Source organism: Terriglobus roseus DSM 18391 (assembly GCF_000265425.1).
GTDB classification, from domain to species: Bacteria; Acidobacteriota; Terriglobia; order Terriglobales; family Acidobacteriaceae; genus Terriglobus; species Terriglobus roseus.
Genome location: NC_018014.1, coordinates 1,276,832 through 1,297,405, shown reverse-complemented (window position 1 = coordinate 1,297,405; position 20,574 = coordinate 1,276,832). Strand labels below are relative to the sequence as shown.

The 20,574-nt window shown below is 58.7% G+C and carries 21 protein-coding genes and 1 tRNA gene; 8 read left to right on the top strand and 14 right to left on the bottom strand.

Features of this window, described 5'->3' with window-relative positions; translation table 11 throughout:
- Positions 1 to 239 precede the first annotated feature (239 nt).
- A complete protein-coding gene (locus TERRO_RS05635; protein WP_157178262.1) occupies positions 240 to 1,028 on the bottom strand; it encodes a hypothetical protein in 789 nt (262 codons plus the stop codon).
- 279 nt (positions 1,029 to 1,307) lie between these two features.
- Complete coding sequence (locus TERRO_RS05630) at positions 1,308 to 2,933, bottom strand: FtsX-like permease family protein (protein WP_342612582.1); 1,626 nt, start codon at positions 2,931 to 2,933, stop codon at positions 1,308 to 1,310.
- Positions 2,934 to 3,220: 287 nt separating this feature from the next.
- Between TERRO_RS05630 and TERRO_RS05625 the strand changes: the two genes are divergently transcribed.
- Together TERRO_RS05625 and TERRO_RS05620 are read left to right on the top strand one after the other, a co-directional pair.
- Positions 3,221 to 3,400 (top strand): hypothetical protein, encoded by a 180-nt coding sequence (locus tag TERRO_RS05625; protein ID WP_041592465.1) that lies wholly within the window; start codon positions 3,221 to 3,223, stop codon positions 3,398 to 3,400.
- A 322-nt stretch (positions 3,401 to 3,722) separates the two neighbouring features.
- Positions 3,723 to 5,009, top strand: a complete 1,287-nt coding sequence (locus TERRO_RS05620; RefSeq protein ID WP_014785033.1) for a tyrosine-type recombinase/integrase — start codon at positions 3,723 to 3,725, stop codon at positions 5,007 to 5,009.
- A 259-nt stretch (positions 5,010 to 5,268) separates the two neighbouring features.
- Here TERRO_RS05620 and TERRO_RS22605 read toward each other — a convergent pair whose 3' ends face one another.
- From TERRO_RS22605 to TERRO_RS05555, 11 genes are all read right to left on the bottom strand, one after another.
- Entirely contained in the window at positions 5,269 to 7,293 is a 2,025-nt protein-coding gene (locus TERRO_RS22605) for an AAA family ATPase (protein ID WP_014785032.1), read from the bottom strand.
- Between the two features lie 10 nt (positions 7,294 to 7,303).
- A complete protein-coding gene (locus TERRO_RS05610) occupies positions 7,304 to 7,735 on the bottom strand; it encodes a hypothetical protein (protein ID WP_014785031.1) in 432 nt (143 codons plus the stop codon).
- Positions 7,732 to 7,941: a helix-turn-helix domain-containing protein gene (locus TERRO_RS23905; protein ID WP_014785030.1), complete on the bottom strand. Its 210-nt coding sequence runs from the start codon at positions 7,939 to 7,941 to the stop codon at positions 7,732 to 7,734. Before TERRO_RS23905 ends, TERRO_RS05610 begins: the two co-directional genes overlap by 4 nt.
- Before the next feature lie 3 nt (positions 7,942 to 7,944).
- Positions 7,945 to 8,454, bottom strand: a complete 510-nt coding sequence (locus tag TERRO_RS05600; RefSeq protein WP_014785029.1) for a nucleotide exchange factor GrpE — start codon at positions 8,452 to 8,454, stop codon at positions 7,945 to 7,947.
- Positions 8,451 to 8,897 (bottom strand): hypothetical protein, encoded by a 447-nt coding sequence (locus TERRO_RS05595; RefSeq protein ID WP_014785028.1) that lies wholly within the window; start codon positions 8,895 to 8,897, stop codon positions 8,451 to 8,453. Before TERRO_RS05595 ends, TERRO_RS05600 begins: the two co-directional genes overlap by 4 nt.
- Before the next feature lie 180 nt (positions 8,898 to 9,077).
- Positions 9,078 to 10,460: a phage terminase large subunit gene (locus tag TERRO_RS05590; protein WP_081490595.1), complete on the bottom strand. Its 1,383-nt coding sequence runs from the start codon at positions 10,458 to 10,460 to the stop codon at positions 9,078 to 9,080.
- Positions 10,444 to 10,857: a hypothetical protein gene (locus TERRO_RS21875; RefSeq protein WP_014785026.1), complete on the bottom strand. Its 414-nt coding sequence runs from the start codon at positions 10,855 to 10,857 to the stop codon at positions 10,444 to 10,446. The genes TERRO_RS05590 and TERRO_RS21875 overlap by 17 nt, the downstream gene beginning before the upstream one ends.
- Positions 10,858 to 10,930: 73 nt before the next feature.
- Positions 10,931 to 11,932: a major capsid protein gene (locus TERRO_RS05580; RefSeq protein WP_014785025.1), complete on the bottom strand. Its 1,002-nt coding sequence runs from the start codon at positions 11,930 to 11,932 to the stop codon at positions 10,931 to 10,933.
- Positions 11,933 to 12,107: 175 nt separating this feature from the next.
- Complete coding sequence (locus TERRO_RS05575; protein WP_014785024.1) at positions 12,108 to 12,308, bottom strand: hypothetical protein; 201 nt, start codon at positions 12,306 to 12,308, stop codon at positions 12,108 to 12,110.
- Positions 12,305 to 12,610, bottom strand: a complete 306-nt coding sequence (locus TERRO_RS05570) for a hypothetical protein (RefSeq protein ID WP_014785023.1) — start codon at positions 12,608 to 12,610, stop codon at positions 12,305 to 12,307. Before TERRO_RS05570 ends, TERRO_RS05575 begins: the two co-directional genes overlap by 4 nt.
- Before the next feature lie 1,355 nt (positions 12,611 to 13,965).
- A tRNA-Val gene (locus TERRO_RS05555) sits at positions 13,966 to 14,040 on the bottom strand.
- A 44-nt stretch (positions 14,041 to 14,084) separates the two neighbouring features.
- On the opposite strand from TERRO_RS05555, the gene TERRO_RS21870 reads away from it, so the two are divergent.
- The 4 genes from TERRO_RS21870 to TERRO_RS21860 all read left to right on the top strand — a co-directional run bounded on the left by TERRO_RS21870 (position 14,085) and on the right by TERRO_RS21860 (position 18,185).
- On the top strand, positions 14,085 to 15,176 hold the full coding sequence (locus TERRO_RS21870; protein ID WP_245536220.1) for an RNA polymerase sigma factor: 1,092 nt from the start codon (positions 14,085 to 14,087) through the stop codon (positions 15,174 to 15,176).
- A 29-nt stretch (positions 15,177 to 15,205) separates the two neighbouring features.
- Positions 15,206 to 15,610 carry a hypothetical protein gene (locus tag TERRO_RS05545; RefSeq protein ID WP_014785020.1) on the top strand — a complete coding sequence of 135 codons (405 nt, stop codon included), beginning with the start codon at positions 15,206 to 15,208 and terminating at the stop codon, positions 15,608 to 15,610.
- A 65-nt stretch (positions 15,611 to 15,675) separates the two neighbouring features.
- The gene (locus tag TERRO_RS21865; protein WP_014785019.1) at positions 15,676 to 16,590 is read left to right on the top strand and encodes a DUF3106 domain-containing protein; all 915 of its coding nucleotides are present in this window, start codon (positions 15,676 to 15,678) and stop codon (positions 16,588 to 16,590) included.
- 311 nt (positions 16,591 to 16,901) lie between these two features.
- The gene (locus TERRO_RS21860; protein WP_014785018.1) at positions 16,902 to 18,185 is read left to right on the top strand and encodes a TlpA disulfide reductase family protein; all 1,284 of its coding nucleotides are present in this window, start codon (positions 16,902 to 16,904) and stop codon (positions 18,183 to 18,185) included.
- Between the two features lie 436 nt (positions 18,186 to 18,621).
- Here the strand turns inward: TERRO_RS21860 and TERRO_RS05530 are convergent, their stop codons facing one another.
- Positions 18,622 to 19,080: a flavin reductase family protein gene (locus TERRO_RS05530; protein ID WP_052313277.1), complete on the bottom strand. Its 459-nt coding sequence runs from the start codon at positions 19,078 to 19,080 to the stop codon at positions 18,622 to 18,624.
- 333 nt (positions 19,081 to 19,413) lie between these two features.
- Between TERRO_RS05530 and TERRO_RS05525 the strand changes: the two genes are divergently transcribed.
- Together TERRO_RS05525 and TERRO_RS05520 are read left to right on the top strand one after the other, a co-directional pair.
- Positions 19,414 to 19,746, top strand: coding sequence for a MarR family winged helix-turn-helix transcriptional regulator (locus TERRO_RS05525; protein WP_157178261.1), 333 nt, complete (start codon positions 19,414 to 19,416; stop codon positions 19,744 to 19,746).
- A 396-nt stretch (positions 19,747 to 20,142) separates the two neighbouring features.
- On the top strand, positions 20,143 to 20,529 hold the full coding sequence (locus TERRO_RS05520; RefSeq protein WP_157178260.1) for a hypothetical protein: 387 nt from the start codon (positions 20,143 to 20,145) through the stop codon (positions 20,527 to 20,529).
- The last annotated feature ends 45 nt before the right edge of the window (positions 20,530 to 20,574 follow it).

Here is a 20,574-nt window from a genome sequence, read left to right as displayed (position 1 = left end):
GCAGCAGCATACTTTCGCACTTAATCGCCGACATTTGGTAAAGAACATTGCTGTACGTATCCGTTGAGGTAGGGAATATTGACGGTAATGAAGAGGCTGATGCAGCTGCGCGCGAACAGAACTTAGCTACTTAATTATCAAGACAACAGCCTAAGACGACAGCAGCGATCTTCAGCAACCAAGAACCTCCCTAAGTCTGTTCATTGTCCGATATTTGAGCTTTCCTAGTTCGCATCGCTCTACTGCGAAGCTGTTCGGGAGAGCAGGATTTCGGCCTGCTGCTGCGGATTGAGCCACGCAGCGGCACCAGTCCCTACCCACCTCACGCGATGATCAGCACCAAGCAAAACGAGCGCCGGCCCCGACTCCATGCTCAAGGTCTCAAGCAGTGCATCGTTCGTGTAGTCAGCACGGATTGAGGGAGGGTTCGCCGTGCGTTTCGCAGGGGCTGGCCGTGTGCCTATCAACACTAGCCTCGCTTCCGTTCCCGGCTGCAGGTGACTGCGAAGCGAATCCATCGCGAGGGAGAGCGCAGGTGCATCTGCCGCATCGACCATCTCCACCACCAGCAACGTCGCTCTTGCAGTGACAGGAGCCCGTCTGGTGATAACTGGCGGGTAGGTGCTTCGCGCCACTTGGATCGTTGGGGCTTCTCTCCCCAGCCACTCGTACGCGGCTCGGCCACGCTGAGCGGTGTACTGGTCTGTTGCTGAAAGAGGGGCCGTGCGAGCAGCAATGGCCCCAAGGAGCAATGTTCTCTCGGTCTTCTCAGCGTCCGTCTGCCCAGCGGCGCGTAACAGCGCCAGGAAGTGCCAGGCCTCGGCCTCAGCTTTCCCGGAAGGCAATGATGGCTTCTTTCCGGAGACGGCGTCGAGGAGCCCAGCCTGCCGCATCCTAGCCGCTGCGATCCCGTCGTCGGGTCGCATGACCTCGAGTGCAATTATCACGTAGGTAAAAACCGAATCTATGTCTTCGTCGAAGGGCACTCGTTCGTACAGCTTCTTTAAATCCTCAAGGGCTCGTGCCACTGCCTGTAGACTCAGGTCGGCCTTTAGCAGCAGAGCAAAGCCAACGGGCAGGTGGGCCGCTTGCTCCGGTGGAGCTGACTTACGTGTGTACCAGCGCGCTGCGGAATAAGTGCCTTCCCAGTCCCGCCCAAGAGCGCACAGCCTGGCCAACGCCAGCGCTTCTTCGCCCTCATGTGGGGTCTGCTCAATGCGGCTGCAGTCCGCCTTGCCCTGCTCGGGGTGGCTTTGAAAGCAGCGAGTTCCACATCAGACCAGTTCGACATGTCCGCGCGAATGCGTTCAAAGAACGTCACGAAGAATAGGAAGTGGATCCAAGCGAGACGCCCGAAGCGCCGGCCCGAGGCAAGCCAGCGCTGAAGCAAGCAGCAGCAACAATGCTACGGAGAGCGAGCCTCCGAAGGAAGAATGATCGATCTGCATCCAGTGCCCAAATATCCGCGCCAGGGCGAGATTCACGGATAACCCAATGAGAACCATGAGCGATACGATTAGAAGAACTGGCTTCATGACCGTCCACAACACGTGCCCCCGTGATGCTCCCAAGGCCAGACGTATCCCGATCTCCTTCTTTTGCCCATTCGCCAGGAACAAGGCGCTACTTGCGATGCCGAAGAGCGAGAGCGCCAACGCAATCACACCGAACACCGTGAAGAGCACTGAGAGCATGTGCTGCTGCACCCAGATTGTCTGCACACTCAGGACGTGCTCCAGCGTTTCGATCCTGTTGCCACCGATCCTCTGTTCTGCATCCATGCCATGAAGCGCGCGCCGGAGAGAGCGATCGATGGATGTTGGAGCCCCAGTAGACCGGAAGAAGATTTGGGCATCATTCCACATGAACGCGCTGTAGGGAACGTAGATGGCAGGGGCGACCGGCCTTTCGAGGCCGTCATTGCGCGCATCGGCAACGACACCGATGATCTGACGCCACTCTCCACTCGAGGGAGAAGTAATGTTGGCAGGTCCGCCATCGTTCTTGAGCGCCTCGGACCGCACTTGCGCACCCAAGACACCTTTCCCCTTCATATACCGGTTCACGAAGGACTCGTTCACTACGGCCACGAAATCTCCCTTGCGGTTTTCATCGTTCGACCAGAGACGCCCTCGCAGGAGGGGGATCTTCATCGTCTCGAAGAAGCCGGGGCTAACAAGTTGGATAAGTGCCCGCGTTGTCTCCTGCGGCTTTTCTCCGAGGAACTCGAATGGCGCCGGCGACCCAAGCCCCCCGAAGGGTTGAGAGGGTGGTATCCCGGTTGATGAGACACCGACCGAAACCACTCCCGGAACGGTCGCCACGGTATCGGCCAGCGCTTCAATGTGATCCGCATAGGCCTGCTGGTTCTTTGTTGGATCGATCTTCAGCGGGAGTCCAATGAAACCCACGTGATGAGGGTCGTGCCCGAGATCCATGGTCGTGATGTGACGGAAGCCAGCAAGAGCCATGAATGCGGCATTAAGAAGAATGCACGTCAGAATGGTTTGAGCCCCAACGAGCAGTGGAAGCGAGCTCCCTCTCGGCGACATCTGACTGCGGCCGTGTGCCTGGATGATCTGGACAATATCGGGTCGGGAAAACCGAAGTGCTGGAGCAAGCCCAAAGGCGATACCCGCGACGACTCCTATCGCCACGGAAAAACCGAGAACAGGCCAATTCACCGTTGCAACGGCCTCATGAGGGAATAGGTCAGGCATAAGTTGCAGCGGCATCCGCGAAAACCACAACGCAATTGCTACGCCCAGCACTGTGCCAGAGAGTGCAATCGTCAAAGACTCAACCAGCAGTTGCCGTATTAGCCGGAAGCGGCTGGCCCCTAGCGCGGAGCGGATCGAAAGCTCCCGCTCGCTCGTCTCTCCGCGGGCAAGCAGTAGTACGGAACAGTTCGCACAGCCGATAAGAAGAAGCAGTACGACCGAAACAAAGAGTAGAGACAGTGTTCGTCCGGTCCGCGAGAGGTATGGTTTCGCTATGGGTTGAACATCTACATGGAAGTGTTTTGGAAAGTGCGTCGGGTTTTGTCTCTGAAAGTCCTTGAGATAAACCTGGAAGTCAGAATCCGCCTCTGAGGCAGTGACACCTGGTTTCAGCTTGATCCATGGCAGCAGCGCTGGAGCCTAGGAGGCGCTCCACGGGATGTAGCAATCGGCATCCCCCACAGTCTCGGTGAACGCGAATTCAGGTGCTCCGCCGCACGATGGCGACTCGAGCCCAGAATCTTGGTTCCGTGAAGGACATTCAATCTCACCTGCGGCACTCGCGAGCGGACACGACAGCGAACGAGTACATGCAGGAACTGCCAGAGAGTGTGCAGCAGATGGTCGGCTCGATCTACGCGATGCTCACATCAGCAGCAACACAGCAGCAGGCGACGTAGAAGGGTGTAGCCGGTACACCCGGCGCGGTTGATGCTAGACGGTGTAGTTTGGCATCAAGTGGCATCAAATCTATTTCGCCAGTGTCGCCAAGTTGTTGATTTGATGGTGGGCACAGCAGGATTCGAACCTACGACTTCCACCGTGTGAAGGCGATAAACGCATGAATTGCTACACGGTCATGGATACACATGGAATGCAGCCTAGACCAACATCCATGCGGGTTCTGTGACGTTTGGCGCAAACAAATAAAGTCCTCCGTCCACGACGATTTTATGACGTACGGGACGATCTATGACGTACGCTATGACGTACGGAGTCCCTATGCCACGCACAGCCAACAACCCGCGCATCGTCAATCGCACCGTCCGCGTAAAGCTCACCGAGCGCCGCGATCCGTACTGGCATCTGATCGCCGAAGGGCAGCATCTCGGCTATCGTCGGCAGGACATCGGTGGGACATGGATCGCCCGGTACTACACGCGCGAGCACGGCAGGCGCTTTCAGGCACTGGGCAGCGCGGACGATACGGCACCGGCCAACGGAACGCACGTCCTGAGCTTCCAGCAGGCTCTAGAAGCGGCGCAGGCGTGGTTCGGCTCTGTCACTCGCTCCGACGCTAGCGGCGTCCACCTGGGGAAATACAGCGTCAAGGATGCCGCGAACGATTGGCTCTCGCGTTGGGATGGTAGCGAGCGCGGGAAGCAGACGGCGCAGTCGAACGTAGACATGCACATCCTGCCCATTCTCGGCGCTGTCGAAGTGTCCAAGCTCACTCGCAGACAGGTGGAGCAATGGCTGCACGACCTCGCAGAGAAGGCACCGCTCAAGGTACAGCGCCGCTTGCAGAGCACGAAGAAACTATCGCCGTCACGGATGAGCAAGGTGGTCTACAAGCATGATGATCCTGAGACGCGCCGCAAGCGTAAGGACTCAGCTAACCGCGTGTTCAACGATCTCAAGGCTCTGCTGACCCGTGCATACAACAACCAGCACGTCAGCAGCAAAGCGTCATGGGAGACCGTAGCGAAGTTTGAGAACGTGGACAAGCCAAAGAATGAATACCTGACTAGCGATGAAGCGCAGCGCTTCATCACGTCATGCCCGGATGACTTCAAGAACCTAGTGCAAGCTGCGCTCATCACAGGCTGTCGCTACGGCGAGCTATGCGGCCTCAAGGCGAGCGCGTTCGATCCGCGCACGAACGTCGTGTCTCTTATGCAGAGCAAGACTGGCAAGACGAAGCACATATTCCTAACGGATGCTGAAGGCGCTTTCTTCGCGGCGGTCTCCAAGGACAAGTCGCCTAGCGAGCTATTGCTTCGGCGCTCAGACGGTGAGGCATGGAACAAATCGAACCAGCAGCAGAGAATGAAGACTGTGCTTCGCGCTGCCCATATCAAGCGCCCTGTACGGTTCCACGATCTTCGGCACACGTTTGCTTCCCTGCTGATTCAGAACGGGACGAAGATCGAAGTCATCGCTAATCAGCTTGGCCACAGCGGTACAGCCATGGCGATCAAACACTACGCGCATCTATCGCCGGATTACATCGGCAACACTGTCCGAGCCAACAAGCCAAGCCTGAGCTACAGCACAGCGAGTGCATGACGAGTCGCAAACTTCGATGGATGTCGAATCTTTTTTTACGGATCGTGAGGATCGGCTCGGAAGGGCTACCGACGAAGATGCTCATGGAAGATGCCCAATTCTCGTATTACTTCTTTTGATGACCATCTTGCCCACCTTCGAAGATTCCCTATCTTCGAAGATGGTCAGTCATATATCTCGTAAGTCCTTTAGATCATGAAGAAGGTCAAGAAACTAGTAATACAGGAATCTTGAACACTTTCGAAGATGGCCAAGGTGGTCAAGATCGCGCGACCGGAAGTTGCCAAAGCCATCCACCGGTCATGCTTGCTTTATGCGCGGTGATGCCTAGCGCGTCCTTTGCGCGGCGGCATGTCTTTGCTGAGATGCCGTGCAGTTCCCTCGCATGTTCCATCAGTTCCTTCGATGGGACAGGTCCGTGCCGCATCGAGTCAAGCAAGAACTGCTGCGCCCTACTCAGCTGGCTTTTCTCATCTTCGTCTTTCTTCTCGTCTTCGACATCGGCCAAAATGGAACGGGACGATCCTTCCAAGGCTTCACCCCAAACCACGCGTGTTGCGACGATGTTGCTGTGCAGCATGAGCGCTTCGATGGTGTAGCTGAATCCACCTGTATCAACAGAGTTGTTCGACTTGGCACGCGTGAAGACGCGGCGTTCTGAGTCCTCTTCGCGCGCTGCGACTAGCACCATGCGAGCGAGCGCGGCGAATGCCTGCGAGCCAATGACGCGCTCTGCACTGTTCTTGCCTGCGGTCCCTTTGGCGAAATGAGTGATGCCCAGGACTGCGCAATCCATCTCGGATGCGAAGTCAACGATGGCCTGCAAGCTACGGCGCACGTCATTCGCCTTGTGCATGTCGCCTGTCACAGCCGTAACAATCGGATCAATGATCAGCAGCTTGATACCGCCAATCTGCGTGACTGCTTCGCGCAGACTTTCCATGTCTCGCGCCGGGTCAAACGCATCACGCTCGCCGTTCTCGTCAATCGTGCCTGCGATGATGCCGTAGCGTGTTTGGTCTGCGTTCACGGCCATTAGGCGCGGCTTGATCGTATCAGCGGGATCGTCCTCGCTACTCCAGATGAGGACATTGCCAGTCTGCGGACAAAGCGTCCCGTCGGGCCATTGCGTGCCGTTGGTGATCGTCGCAGCCATATTAAATGCGAGCGTACTCTTGCCTGTACCGCCTGCGCCTGCGAGTAGCGTCAGCTTACCCTTCGGCAGATAGCCTTCCCATAGCCACGAGATAGGCTCTTCCACAATCTGTGAGCCTTGCAGAAGCGACACGGCTCGCTTGCCTATAGGCTTTGGTGCGATGGCTTGCTTTGCAGTCGTGGCTGAGTCTAGAAGCGCTTGCAGTGGAATGTCAGGACCGTCAGGAAGCAAGGGACGCGGTTTTTTCATTCCGGCCCGGATGCCGCTCTCAATCGTCGCGGCTGTCTGCTCATGTCCATGCTTCGCGACATGACCATTCTCGACACTTGCGGCGTACAGCCGCTCCGCTACGTGCTGAGCTTCGATGCTGCCATTCGCGGCGAGCGTTCCCATGACAAAGCAGGCATCGTTTAGACCCGCGTTCCGCCGTCCCCCAGGACCGAGCGCTGAGAGCTTAGCGACCTCAGCCTCTAGCGCTCGCTCAGCGTAGGTCTTGTCCCTGTCTGTAGCAATGGGCAGGACTTCGCCAGCGCTCTCAGGATCGCTCGCTGTCGCTGAGACAGGTGCGAGCGCGTCTGTAGTCTCAGCGGACGCGCCTATCGAGAGGGACGCGTCGTCTTTCGCTCGCAGATACTTGGCGAGGGCTTCGGGCAGCAGAGGGATTGCTTCCCATGAGCCGTGATCGTGCCGATAGGTCCGGCCATCGGGCATTACAGCGCCAGGACCGACCACATAGCCGCCGCGTCCTCGGACGTCGATACCGGCAGGCAGAGCGCCGGGACTATTGCCGTACGGCACGTCCGTCTTGAAATAGAAGTGCAAGCCACCGCTCGGCGTCGTTACCACGAACGCACTCGATAGGTCGATGCTCTCGCGCGTGCATAAAGCTGCGAACGCTACTCGCCCGTCCGGTCTGTTCGGCTTGGCGACATCGCAGTCTATGACCACCATGTTGTGCTTACCTACCGGGATCGCTGGCAAGTCGTCATCATGCCATCCCATACCAACCTGCCATGCGGGACGTACAGTGACGTCCTTCCACGGGCCTTTAGGCTTCTTATCTGGACCGCAGCCGAACACGGTGAGGCGTTCGCTTGCCAGGGCAATGGCAGCGTCTTTGTTCGTCATGATGTGATCCTTAGTGAACGGTGGGGCTGACTAGATCGTCTGTGCAGTATTTGGCTGCGAAGGCTTGCATCTCAGCCAAGTCCCAGCCGCCCATCCGAGCCATTGCTTCGACCGTGACGGCTGCTTCGGCATCGCTCTTCGGCTCAGTCCAGAACGGGCGGTTCGTCCTGTAGACGGGCAGGACAAGATGGACACCTTCGCTCAGCTTTGTCACAAGGACATGCATCTTCGGCAGCTCGGCTCTAACTTCCGCTGGTACAAGCTGATCGAACTCTTGTGGGTAGGCCGCACGCACTGCCGTCTTGCGCTTTGGATTCATGCGAAAGAACGTGCTATCGCCGAAGTGCGGGATACCCGCATTGCGATCCGGCGTATCGACCCGTCCGGAGGAGAGCGGTCCTCCCACGAATACGGGCGGCATGATTCGTTCGATGATGTTCATGACACCACATCCTTCCTGTTGAGCTTAGGTACGTCATCGGTTGGCAGACTGGCTACGAATGCTTTGATCGAAGCGACTTCGACCAAACGCGATTTGCCAATCTTCATGCTGGATATCTTCCGCTCCGCTAAAAGCTCGTACATCGCGGACCGAGATATCCCACAGGCTTGGGCAGCTTCCACTACAGACACAAGTAGGGGTTCCATGGCTTACCTCAATCCGAACTGCGGACGTTGGGTTCTTACAGGCTTGTCAGAGCGATCAGCAGGAGGAAGACCATTGGACTGCGACTGTCCTAACGCACCGCCGCCCGATGCCCTCGAAAGCGTCATGAGATGAACGAAATTCTTATGCTTGGCGTCCGCGCTTAGCAAGTGCTTACGTAGCCCGTCAGTCGTCATCTCTGCGCCTTCGACCGGCTTGTCGTCGGCGTCCGTCAGAGTAAGCTTGCCATCGTTGCTCGTGACCTTGTAACCGATACGCGATAGCTCAGACAGGAACAGTTCAGGCGTCGGGCTGATCGCTGCGGCAAGGGTCTGCATGGGTTGCGTCACTAGCATGGTGTGCAGGCTTGCTTGTGCAGTTTGTGCAGCGCCTTGCGATGCCGCAAGCTGAGCCTCTAGGTCCGTGATGCGTGCTTTGCGTGTCGCATTCTTCTGCGTCAATTCGGCTACAGTCTGACGAAGCGTCGCTAATTCTTGATTGATCTGCTCGCTCATGCGTCATCACCTTTCTCAAGATGCGTCTTGTCATACGCAGCGTGATGGTATGCCGCACGGTAGCTATCCAGGGTCAAACGCTCACCACGAGCGACGAGGCTTCCACTCGACAGCTTCCAGAAGCCTGCCTCTTGCTCGGTCATCAGGTCAGGGCGACCCGTTGCAAGTAGGTAGAGCCTATCTGCCGGGTCTGTATCCCAGAAGCCCTCACCCCACATAGGCGCACGCGCGGCGGGCTTGGTGATGTCCAGGCCATAATTGGGTGCCTGAGCGAATGAACCATCGGAGAGGGCTTTGCGGATGATCGTTTCCACGAGGCTCGACAAGCTGCGTTGCTGGTCTCTGGCAGCAAGCTCTACGAGATGGCGGACCTTCGCGTCAAGGCGAACGGCGACCGTCTCTGAGCGGGCTGATGTTGGTCCCTTCTTAGTCAATGCGGGCATGGGCGGTCACTCTCTCGGTGTATTTATTCCGCAATAAAGTAAGTGCGGTTAATCCACAATAACCCGGGATTTGCGACCGTCAAGACCTCGACAAGAAGAAAGACTACTAATGTTAATTGCCTGGGTATGTCGCGCTTGGCAACGCAGCACGACATAGCTGCGCGACAATTCGACACGGCCTTATCTCTGCCATTTCACCGGAACATGGTGCGCATATTCGCGAGCCAAGATGCCGTAACGACAGGCATCTGCCCCATGGTCTTGCGAGCTTGTGTCAACATCTTCGGCACGGCGCTCATCCCTTGCGACGTAGGGCACAGTTGCCCAGAAATAGGCGCACGATCTACTGATGAATAGGCCTGCGATGTCAGGCTTACCCGCATTGGCAAGCAAACGTTTCATGGTCTGCCATCCAGTGATGCGATCTGCCTTCCCCGCACGAGTGAAATGAACGCCTGCCCGTTGAAACTCCTCTGCAATGCTTCCCGCGCTTGCGCCCGTCCGTGCGAAGATCGCATCATCAGCTACTCCATCGGCGTCAATGTCCCACTTAGCGCAAAGCTCGCGGATAGCCGACGCGGTTTGATCGACGTTCCATCCCATGCCAACGGCTAGGTTATTGGGCTTATGGGTAGCAAGCTCATCGACTAAGACGAATGAGCCGCGCGTGTAAAAACGTCCTTCCCATTCTGCGCCGGGGCTCTTCGCCAGAACGTATGTGACAGACGGCGCAGCACTGCCGAAGTCATGGGTAAGGAAGACATGCCAGCCCTCATCAGGTGCAGGCAGCGTCTTCCACGGCGGGACAGCGTTGCGCTCTTCGGACAGGCACTCGGCGAAGTACGCACCACGGATGACAGTCCAGTCGCCATCGCGCCATGCGCGTAGCAACTCAGGGTCATCAGGGCATGACGATTCAAGCTGATCTAGGTACTGCTCACGGTCAATCTGATTGTTACCGTCGAACGTGCTCGGCGCGTAGACCCATTCGCGCTTGCTCTTGACTTCATAGAACGGTGTCCATGGCGCGGTTTGGAAGACATAGCGCTTCGCTATCCAGTGATGCCCAGGTCCGCCCGGATTGGCTGCGATCACCGTGCGAATCGGGATCTTGTTTGCGCCGCGCAGGTTGCTGCGCATCATGTCCAGAAGCGACGGATCAGCGAACTGTCCTGCCTCGTCAATCATGAGCAGCGTAAATGAACGTCCCTGATACTTCGTGTAGTCCGATGCTGTCTCAAGCTGTCCAAGTTCCATGTACGCGCCATTAGGAAAGCGCCAAACGTGCTCGGCTGCGTTGTACTTGGCTTCCGTCCCATAGACCTTGCCGAACAGTTCACGCGTCACAAGCTCGAAGTCTGACAGCCCTTTGTACGTCTTTCGCAAATACAGAATGCGAGCCTTGACTCCGTACTGCTCTGCATGGCGCAGCGCCAGATATGCAAGTCCGTATGACTTGCCACCGCCACGACCACCACCTAAGAACACGTCGAAGCTCTCAGGAATTGTCATCAGGTTCTCTTGAAACGGATTGAGGCTTAGCTCTTCATTCGCGACCATCATCCACCCTCTTTGGCTTAGCCGTAGCGACGGCTTCGATCGTCTTGTACTGCTCTGCGGTCATCGCACCGGGAAGATTGAAGACGATCTGTACGCGGTTGGACTGCTCGCTTTGATCGCCTTCTCTGTAGCCATGGCGAGCTTTTAGCAAAAACATCGCGGCGGTCGCGTTGGCCTTCTGCGTGGCTGCAACGTAAAGCGAGTTATGCAGGGTCATGCGTTCGGCTTCGCGCCCATTTGCGAAGCACTCGGCAAGCTCTGCATCTTCATCCATCCAGCGATTGAACGTATCGACAGACGTACCGAAGTACGCCGCGATGCCGCGTACGCTGTGGCCGGTCGCAGCGAGCGCCCTCGTCTCGGCTGCACAGCCTTCCGGTGCATTCTTCTTCTCTGGCATGATGTGTCTCCGAAATGAAAAAGCGAGGGACCATGCACCCCTGCATGATCCCTCTGTCCCGCCACGGGAATCTTTACTTGCTGATGAGGAAGGCGAGCGGCACGGACTTGCGCTGCGACACCGCACGAGTCCAATGGGCAGCGACGGCGAGGTCAGCAATGCTCGGCGAATCGCCTGCGATGGCGCTTCCACCCGTGCCGTCTGTCCAGGCGTAGCCTAAGGGATGAATGCCGACGTTCACGCGGCTGTGAAGCACCGTCTGACCGCCGCCGTTACCCGCAGCCGGGACGCGGAAGAGTTCCGTCCCATAGCCTGTACGCGGCGCAGACATGCCATAGCCCAGAGCGCCCGGTCCCATCAGAATCGTGGTGTAAACGCCAGACGCGGGAGTCAAGCCATCGTCAACGATAACCGCCATGCCCTTGTACGTGGCGATCTCCACGCCATTCTCTGACGGCTTGAAAAACGTGATCTCGTCATTCTTCAAAGCCTCACCGTAGATGTGGCTGTGCATGGCGATCATCTTCACGTCGCCCAAGCGGTCGCCCATGGTGAGCGCGGTGTCAATGACAGACGAACCGTTGAACGATGCAGCCGCGCCAGCGAGACCGGAGATGTCCACGACCATATCGCTTGCGTTGTTCGCGACGTTGGAAGCGAGCACGCCAAGCAGCGTGTTGATGACTCGCTTCTCGACCTGACGGTCCCAATACGCTGTTACACGGTCCTGAATCCGAGCAAGGGCGCTATCGCCTGACAGTTCCGACGCAAGCGACATCTCTGACCAGGACGCATGGAGAAACGACTTGCGGACAGTTTGCTTGTGCGCGCTGATCTTCTGCGGCGTGCTCAGAATCGCGGGATCGTCGTTCGTGATGTCCGCTTCGACATCAGGAAGATCATTCCAAAACGGAACGGTGAAGCTCTCTGCGCCTGCGCTAAGCTGCGCGGCAATCAGAGCGTTGTTTGCGACCACGCCACTCTGCGAGAGAGCAGTGGACACGAGAGAGTTCTCCACCTGATACGCGGTGAACTCTTCAGGGATGATGACGTCGATGAGCTGTGTGACTGCCATGGCTGTGCCTCGAATCAAAATGAACGGCTTGATTCGGGCTGGCCGACTGGCGAGACCCGCCTAGCGACTGCTAGGGGTGTGACCTGTACTGCGGAGCGCGACTGCGCTTTCAAGGAAACTAGCGCACCTTCCCATGGGGTGCAAGGAAAATGCGCTAGCGGACGGCGGTGGACATTTAGCTCAATGGGTTGTAGGACTCGAAGTGAAAGCGCTCTCTATATTCGGGATGCTGCTCTAGCAAAACTTCGATGATGGTTGCTTGACGTTCCAACAGCTCGATGATTTGCACGTATGTTGCGTCCACATGAGTCTCATCTTTGTAGCCGTTAAGTTTGAGGTTCGATACCTCGTCACGAATTTCCTGCACGATGCTCATGCTGCCTTCCTATATCGGGTTACACGCGCGGGGCCGTACTGATTTACACACGTAATTGTTCGCTTTATCAGCCGGATGATTGCGAAAGCATGTCGGAGCTGGAATAGCTCGTCTTTGCTGGCTGCGGAGCGATCTCTTATCGCAGCCGTGATGGTGTGCATCGCATCGAAGTTGCGCCGCCGATGTTTGAGCGACACGTTGCGTTCGTCCTTCGAGTAGTGGGCGTAGAGAGCTTCGAGCCTTGTCAGAGATAAGGCTTTGAGATCGTGATGGGCGATTGGCTTGATGGGATTGATTGACATCGACGGCGCTCCTCGAATCAGTGGATGATTCGGCGGACTGGGTATGCCCGTCGCGCACCGTCAGGCGAGCTTAGCACACAAGCGGACGCTTACGGACTCAGCCTATATCTACTCGTGCATTCTCAGTACGTGTAGAAAGTTTGCCGCTGGAACGTCTTCGGTGAAAGGAGAGGCAAATATGTAGTGGTATGGGGCTGCGGCGATAGAACCTCTAAACTGATCTATTCTCAAATCTTTGCCGCAGACCATCATGAACTGGATTCCGGGGATGTGGAACCGGTGTACTGATCTAAAGCTCTCGCGCTTTGGCTCTGTTACTGGAAAGTGCATGCCTAGAAGCGGCGGCTCTCGCATCGACACGAAGACATTCAGCGAAACAAATTGGGTAGGAAAGGGTGCTTCATCATGTAAATAGAGCCGAAGCATCTCAGCGTACGGTCCAAGTCGTAGTGCTGAATAGCGCATGCCAGCTTGGGACCATGACTTTGCGGCGGCTCTCCAGAAGACACTCGCACCGAAGTACGTCAATGCTGCGTGGTCAATCCCTTGAATTCCCGACGTGGCATAAACGCTTGACCCGTCAACGCTCAAATAGGGTTCTGTAGCGTACAAGGACTCACGCAACTTGAATTGGTTGCCGCCGCGATAGCAATTCGCCATCGTCCAGCGCTCCCCTTGCTTGTTTAGCCTGTCCTCACATTCATCGCAAAGAAAGTAGTCCTTCATCTGAGCAGACGTTTGCATCTTTGCTGCGGTCGATAGATGGAGAGGGTTCCTGCTGCCCTGGTCTGGACCCTGGAAAAGCCGATAGAGCGCCTTCGGCAGGAGATGGCTGTCCGCCAAGTCACGCTCACGCTTACAAAGTCCGCAGATTCCCTTTGGCCTCATGACCATACTTTAGCGGTCTGGCCGTCACATCCTCTATTCCTGCCCAGACCTAACGACCAGCACACCTATCAAAGATGCTGCCATGGCTTCCATGACGTGACGGGTCTCCTGATCCAGTCCCGGAGTCAGTACAGCGGATAGGCAGATAAGGAAGCCTACTCGGAGTGTCGCCATAGTCCACCTGATCGGCTGGCCCGAACGTCGTGATTGAACGAGCATGGCGACGAGCGCAATGAGAACAGAGAGCCAAGATGCGAGATAGACGTTAGCAGCAAGCCACTTCATCATGCGCGATCATTATGCTCGATATGCACGCATACACCTACGGCAAAGTAGCTCGCGCTCTCCGGGGCTGAGGTCCGGGACGATAGGCAGGCTGACTTGGGGGTGCGGGGGGGTCGCAGACAGGTCTATGACGTACGCATGACGTACAGCCTAAGCTAGATGTCGCTAAGTTGTTGATTTGATGGTGGGCACAGCAGGATTCGAACCTACGACTTCCACCGTGTGAAGGTGGCACTCTACCGCTGAGTTATGCGCCCGCGCAGGCTTGCGCTTGCTGATAAGAAGTTTATCACGCACCCACTTGCCGTCTCCCACAGCCCTGTGCGCAGCCGTCTCCGTCCCCCTACCCCTTTCGGTGCATGCCCTCCAAGCGTCCCGGGGGGTGATGGAGCGCATCCCACCTGAACGTTTGGTTTCGCTTTTCCAGGCGAAGGCCGGTACAAATAAGTGCTGTTCGTCGCGCGGCGACGACGCAATGCGAAGGACCCACGGACGTATGGCAGCAGGCAGCACGGGACAATCGGGCAAGTCAGATCGGTTCTCCGGCGGGCATCGCACTGCGTCTCACGATGGAGCCACGCCCGGCGACGATCCTATGCACGACGAAGACCTGCTCGACCCGGCCGACCCGGACTCCGAAAACCTAGAGAAAGACCCCGAAACTGAGGCAGACGCGCAACAATCCGACGCTGATGGTGTCGGAGAAGATATGGCAAGTCTGGCGCTCAATCCGGGAATGATGGCGGGCTCGGAGGCCGATCTGGCTCCAGGCCGCGCAAATGGCTTCGCAGAAGAGCTTCAGGCAGTCGCAGCCAAGCCGGCAGAGACCGGCGACGCCGAGATCATGCTCCGCCTCAAAGCGGGCGAGCTCGAGTGCTTCGACTACCTGATGAACAAGTACCGCCGGCCCATCGTTCACTTCATGTATCGCATGGTGCACAACCAGGCGATCGCCGAGGAGATGGCGCAGGAGGTCTTCCTTCGCGTCTATCGTTCGCGTGAAACCTACCGCGCTGAGGCTCGGTTCACCACCTGGCTCTACCGCATCGCCACCAACCTCGCCGTCAACCACGCGCGCGACACCAAAAACGAACGGACCGCGCCAACCGTCCATCTGGACGAGCCCGATCCCGAGACGGGCAGCATGCACGACGTCGCCGACGAGACACCCACCATCGAAGCCGATATGGTGCGCGCCGAGCGAATGAGAGCCATCAAGGCGCACGTCATGGCCTTGCCCGAGCGCCAGCGTAGCGCCGTTTTGATGCACAAGTACCAGGAGATGGATTACAAGCAGATCGGATCGGTCTTGAAGCTGAGCGAATCTGCAACAAAATCTCTACTGTTTCGCGCCTATCAAACCTTGCGCGAGCGGCTAAAAGAGTTCGTCTAGCGTATTTAGACTTGAGAAGGAAGGTTGTTATGTTTTCTGCCAAGAAGACGACCGAAGTATCCGATGAGCAGGCCATGCAGGAGATGATGGCGCTCCTCGACGATTGGAAGGCCCCAGAGCCTTCGCCGTGGTTCGACGCCCGGATGATGGCGCGATTCCGCGAGGAGGTCCAGCGCGAGCCGGAGGGCTTCTTCGCCCGCCTGCGCGACCGCTTCCTCTATGGCAACACGGCTACGCTGAAACCGATGCTGGCGGGCGCCATGGCGCTCCTGCTCGTAGCGGGCGGTGGAAGCTGGCTTGAGATCTCGCATCTGCAGCATCAGAAGGCGCCAGCAATCTCGGCGACCGTCGAAGACCTGCAGATCCTCGACAACAACGACCAAGCGATCCAGCAGATGAACCAGCTGCTGGATGACGACACACCAGAAAGCTAAGCCGCTGCACCATGTACCGCTGTTCTGCTTTGTTATGTTGAGCTTTACCTGATCTGACTGGACCGATGCCTCTGCTGACACCATCCCGGAACAACGCCGCGAGCGCAATGCTCGCTGCATCCGCGTGCCTCCTGATCAGCCTCTCTGCCCTCGCGCAGCCAGGCCGCCAGGGTGGCTACGCGCCTCCGTCGGGCGGCATGGGTGGCGGACAGCGCATGGGGTACCCGCAGCAAAGGATGGGAGGCGGACAGCAGCGCATGGGCGGCCCCGGCATGAATGGCCCGTCCATGGGCGCACCGCGCCAGGGCAACTACGGCGGCCCAGCCTACGGGGGCCAGGGCTACGGTCAGGGTTATCCCGGTCCGTCCTACCAGGGCGGAGGTCAGCGCTACTACGGCGCTCCTCAACAGCAGCAAGTCCAGAACGGACAGCGCAGCGTCGGCCCGATCCAGCAGCAAAACAATAGCCAGCGCTACGTCGGCCCCACGCAACAGAACAACAATCAGCGTTACATCGGCCCCGCGCCGCAGGGCGGCCAGCCCGTCCGTGGCGAGCACCTGGGCCAGTGGATGCAGCAGCACAGCAACCTCAACCCCCAGCAGCAGCAGCGTGCCTTGCAGAACGAACCCGGCTTCAACCGCCTGCCGCAACAGACCCAGCAGCAGGTCATGAACCGCCTCAACCGGCTTAACACCATGCCGCAGCAGCAGCGCGAACGCGTCATCCAGCGCGGAGAAGCCATGGAGCACCTCAACCCGCAGCAGCGCGGCGACGTCCGCAGCGCTATGGGTCAGCTCGGCTCTCTGCCCGACGACCGGCGACGCGCCGTTGCCAGGACCTTCCGCGATCTCCGCCAGATGCCCGCGCAGCAGCGGAACCAGATGCTCAACTCTCCGGAGTACCGTCAGCAGTTCACAGACGAGGAGCGCGGCACACTCGGCAATCTGCTCTCCGTGGAGCCCCTGCTCCCCGGCCGCTAATTAGGGATTGCGAATCCGCAAAGCCCCGCTGCGCATCCCATGCAGTATGAGCTCCAGTCAAAACCATCTTGACCGCACCCCCACAGCGCGTTACGCTGCTGGTGTGAAGCTCATCACCAAAACCTGTTGTTGCCGCTGCTGCTGTTCGTAGCCGTGCACCGGGTTTTCGCGTCGCTTTAGTTCCCCTCTGACAACCTTCCGTGCCGTGGCTGCGATCCGTCTTTGTGCGGGTTGATGCGCCTTTGTGTGCGCCCGCACCTGACCGGACCGCCGGCTGCTGCCCCGCTCGCACTCCAGGAGATCGACCCAACATGAACATCCTTCGCACCGCCGCAGCATTCAGCCTGTTCGCAGCTCTGCCGCACCTCGCCGTCTCACAGAAGGTCGCGCGCCACTGGATCGGCACCGCCAATGTCGGCGGCCAGTCCGTACCGGTGCAGTTGGATCTGACCTCCCCCAACAAAGCTGGCCAGGTCACCGGCGCCTTCCTCAACGGCGCCGAGCGCCGTCCGTCCAGCAATGGCACCCTTACCAACGGACACCTCGTGCTCCGCTTCAACTCCTTCGCCCGCACCCTCGACGGCACACTCAGCGGCAACACCCTCTACGCCACCTACAACGGCGCGCGCCTGAAGCAGCCCATCGCCCTTCAACTGCACGCAGACCGCGACGGCAAGCCCGCCAGCGTCTTCGTCCCCGCAGCCAGGGCCGCCGGCAGCAACAAGGGCGCCACCATCAACGGTGACTGGGAGATCGCGCTTCCTGAGAAGTCGAAGAAAGGCGAATCCGCCTGGACGCTGCGCGTCGCGCCCTTTGAAGGCAACGGCGAGATCAAGGCCGTCATCCTCCGCATCGACGGCGACACCGGCGGTCTCTACGGCCGCTACGACGAAGCCGCCGGCGAATACCGCGTCAGCCGCTTCGCAGACTCGGGCGGCTCCATCCTCGCGCTCAAGCCCCAGACCGACGGCTCATTGCTCGTAACGGATCTTCGGGGCGGTGACCATTGGACCGCCAACCGGCCTGAGGTCGCGCGCAAGGAGAACCTCGGCAAGCCGACACTCGCGACCGAGCAGACCACCGTCAACAACCCCGCAGAGCCGCTCCGCTTCGCCGGCCCCAACCTCGCAGGAACCACCGTCAGCAGCACCGACCCCGACTTCAAGGGCAAGGTCGTCATCGCCGCCATCGGCGGCAGCTGGTGCCCCAACTGCCACGATGAAGCGCCCCTGCTCGTCGAGCTCTACAACAAGTACCACCAGCGCGGTCTGGAAGTCGTAGGCCTCTCCTTCGAGGAAGAAGACCAGCTCAAGAACCCCGAGCGCCTCCGCGCCTTCGTCACCCAGTACCGGATCCCCTACCCCGTCCTGGTCATGGGTACACCCGACGAACTCAACGACAAGCTCCCTCAGGGCAAGAACCTGAACTGCTGGCCAACGTCCTTCTTCATCGGCCGCGACGGTCTCGTCAAAGAGACCCACGCAGGCTTCAGCGGACCGGCCACCGGCGCAGCCTACACCGCACTCCGCAACGAAACCTTCGCCCTCGTAGAGAAGCTCCTCGCAGCAAACGAAAAAGCATCCCTCACCAGGTAAGCGCAGACAAATAAGGCCGGGACAAATCGCAACCCGGACCTGACAAGATCACGGCTGCCCCACCCTTTGCAAAGCAAAGGGTGGGGTTCGTCGCGTCAAGGACCTAAAAGAAACCGCAAAGCCGGGTGCCCCATTCTTTGCGAAGCAAAGGGTTGGGTTCAGGCCTGAAAGAACCGGCAAAGCCGGGTGCCCCATTCTTTGCGAAGCAAAGGGTGGGTTATCGTGCAAAGCACGACCGCTCTCCCCAAAGCCACCTCATAAGCCCAAGGACCGCCACCAACGGGTGCCCCTCCTTCGCGAAGCTAAGGCGGGGATTCGTGCGAAGCACGAACCGCATTCGGAGGGGCATGGCTTCAGCCATGCCATAAAACCCACCCGGGAAACCGGCTTCAGCCACTGAGGGATCTTTATCTCCCCCAGCACAAGACGGAACCGCTCAAACCAGCGGCACAGCATTCGCAAACGAACCATTCCGCCAAAGCAGCGGCTCATTCGCCTCCGCGCTCAAACGCACATCATCCACGGCCCCGACAAACAACGTGTGCGTCCCATAATCCAACGCGCCATCCACCCGGCAGAATAGGGTCACCACCGCATCCGCGAGATAAGGCGTCTGCGTCGCATGCGTGTGCCACTCGCCCAGCCTGAAGCGCTCTTCCCCCTGCAGCTGGCCGCTGAAGGGGTGCACCAGCGAGGTATGCCGCGTCGCCAGCAGATTCACGCTGAACCGCCCCGTATCCTGCATCGCCTGCCACACACCCGCCTCGCGATTCACACCCACCGCAAGCGACGGTGGATCCGCCGAAACAGACATGACAGCCGTTGCCACCATGCCCACACGACCACCCGCATCGCCGGAAGTAATAATCGTTATCGTGGCAATCAAATGTCGCATAGCCGACACAAAGCTACGCCGAAGCTCCGCGCTTTCAACGGATTCCGCGTTATCTCGTGTCATCTCTGTTGCCAATCCCTGTCTCATCGAACTGTAACTTTCTAGCGATTGCCATTCTATCGACAAGGCATGTAATGTGTTTCAGGTTTCGGCAGGAGCGGCACGATCGCCCCCCGGACATTGTTGGGAGTATTGCAGGGAATGCGTAACACAACGACTACGATCACGAAAACGGTGAAACTCGCCGCGGAACTTCGTCCTTCTATCCTTCGCCTCAGCCGTCATCTTCGGCGGGAAGCTATTCGGGGCGGCAGCTCCTCCTTGGATGCACAATTGCTCGGCACCCTCCGGGAAGAGCCCGGTCTTGGCGTTAGCGAACTCGCAGAGATGGAACAGATGAGCCGTCCAGCCATGAGCGCACACGTCAAGCGCCTGATGACACTCGGCTATGTACAGCGAGAGATCGCAAAGGGCGACGTAGATCGCCGTCGCATCGGTCTCACCGTCACCCGCACCGGCACACAGTACCTCCGCAACGTAAACGAGCGCCGCGCAGACTGGCTCGCCGACCGCCTCGCCGAGCTCGGCTCCGAAGACCGCACCGCACTCGACCGCGCAGCCAAGTCCCTGCGCCTCATCCTCGAAAGCAGCGCAGAACCGGTCTAAAACTCTTCAACGATCGCAACGCGCTCTCAGCGCGTTCACCCAAAGAATCGCAACAGTGTCGGGCCAGGCTACAAGCCAGGCCCAACGCTGCCGCGCCCCAGCGCCCAAAGAATGGGGTATCGTGCAAAGCACGAACCGTGTTCGGAGGGGCATGCTTCAGCCATGCCATAGAACCACCCAACAAAACCGGCTTCAGACACTGAGGAATCTCTTCTCCCCGGCACAAGACCAACGGGCCTCCACCACCGGGTGCCCCATTCTTTGCGAAGCAACGGGTGGGTTATCGTGCAAAGCACGACACTCTCCCCAAAGCCACCTCATAAGCCCAGGGGCTGCCGCCGAAGAAGACCCTTCCTTGCACCCGATCCCCACCCCGGTGCATCCTTTACAACAGACGTGCAACGCCTGATCCATCTCGTGATGCTGCTCGCCCTGCTCCTCGGCGGCTCCGCCCTTCCTGCGGCGGCCATGCCCTGCTGCAACGCCCAGGCCGCACCCGCCGTAAAGGTCCAGCAGGACGATGCCATGGCAGACATGCCCTCCTGCCATCACGCAGCCGCCGTCCAGGCCACCGCAACCCTCCACTGCGCCCACAACGTCTGTGCTCCCGAACAACGGAACGCACCCGTCTCAGAAGCAGCTCCCACCTCCATCGACGCAACCGCAACACCCATCCTCGTCGAGTCACGCATCCCCACGCTGACCACTGGCTACCCCACGCCGCCGCCAGCGCTCCATCCGCCGTCGCCACCCACGGCGATGCCGCTGCCTCTCCGCGTCTAGTTCCCTTCCTTCCGATCGACACTCACGCCCCAACACCGCGCGTGA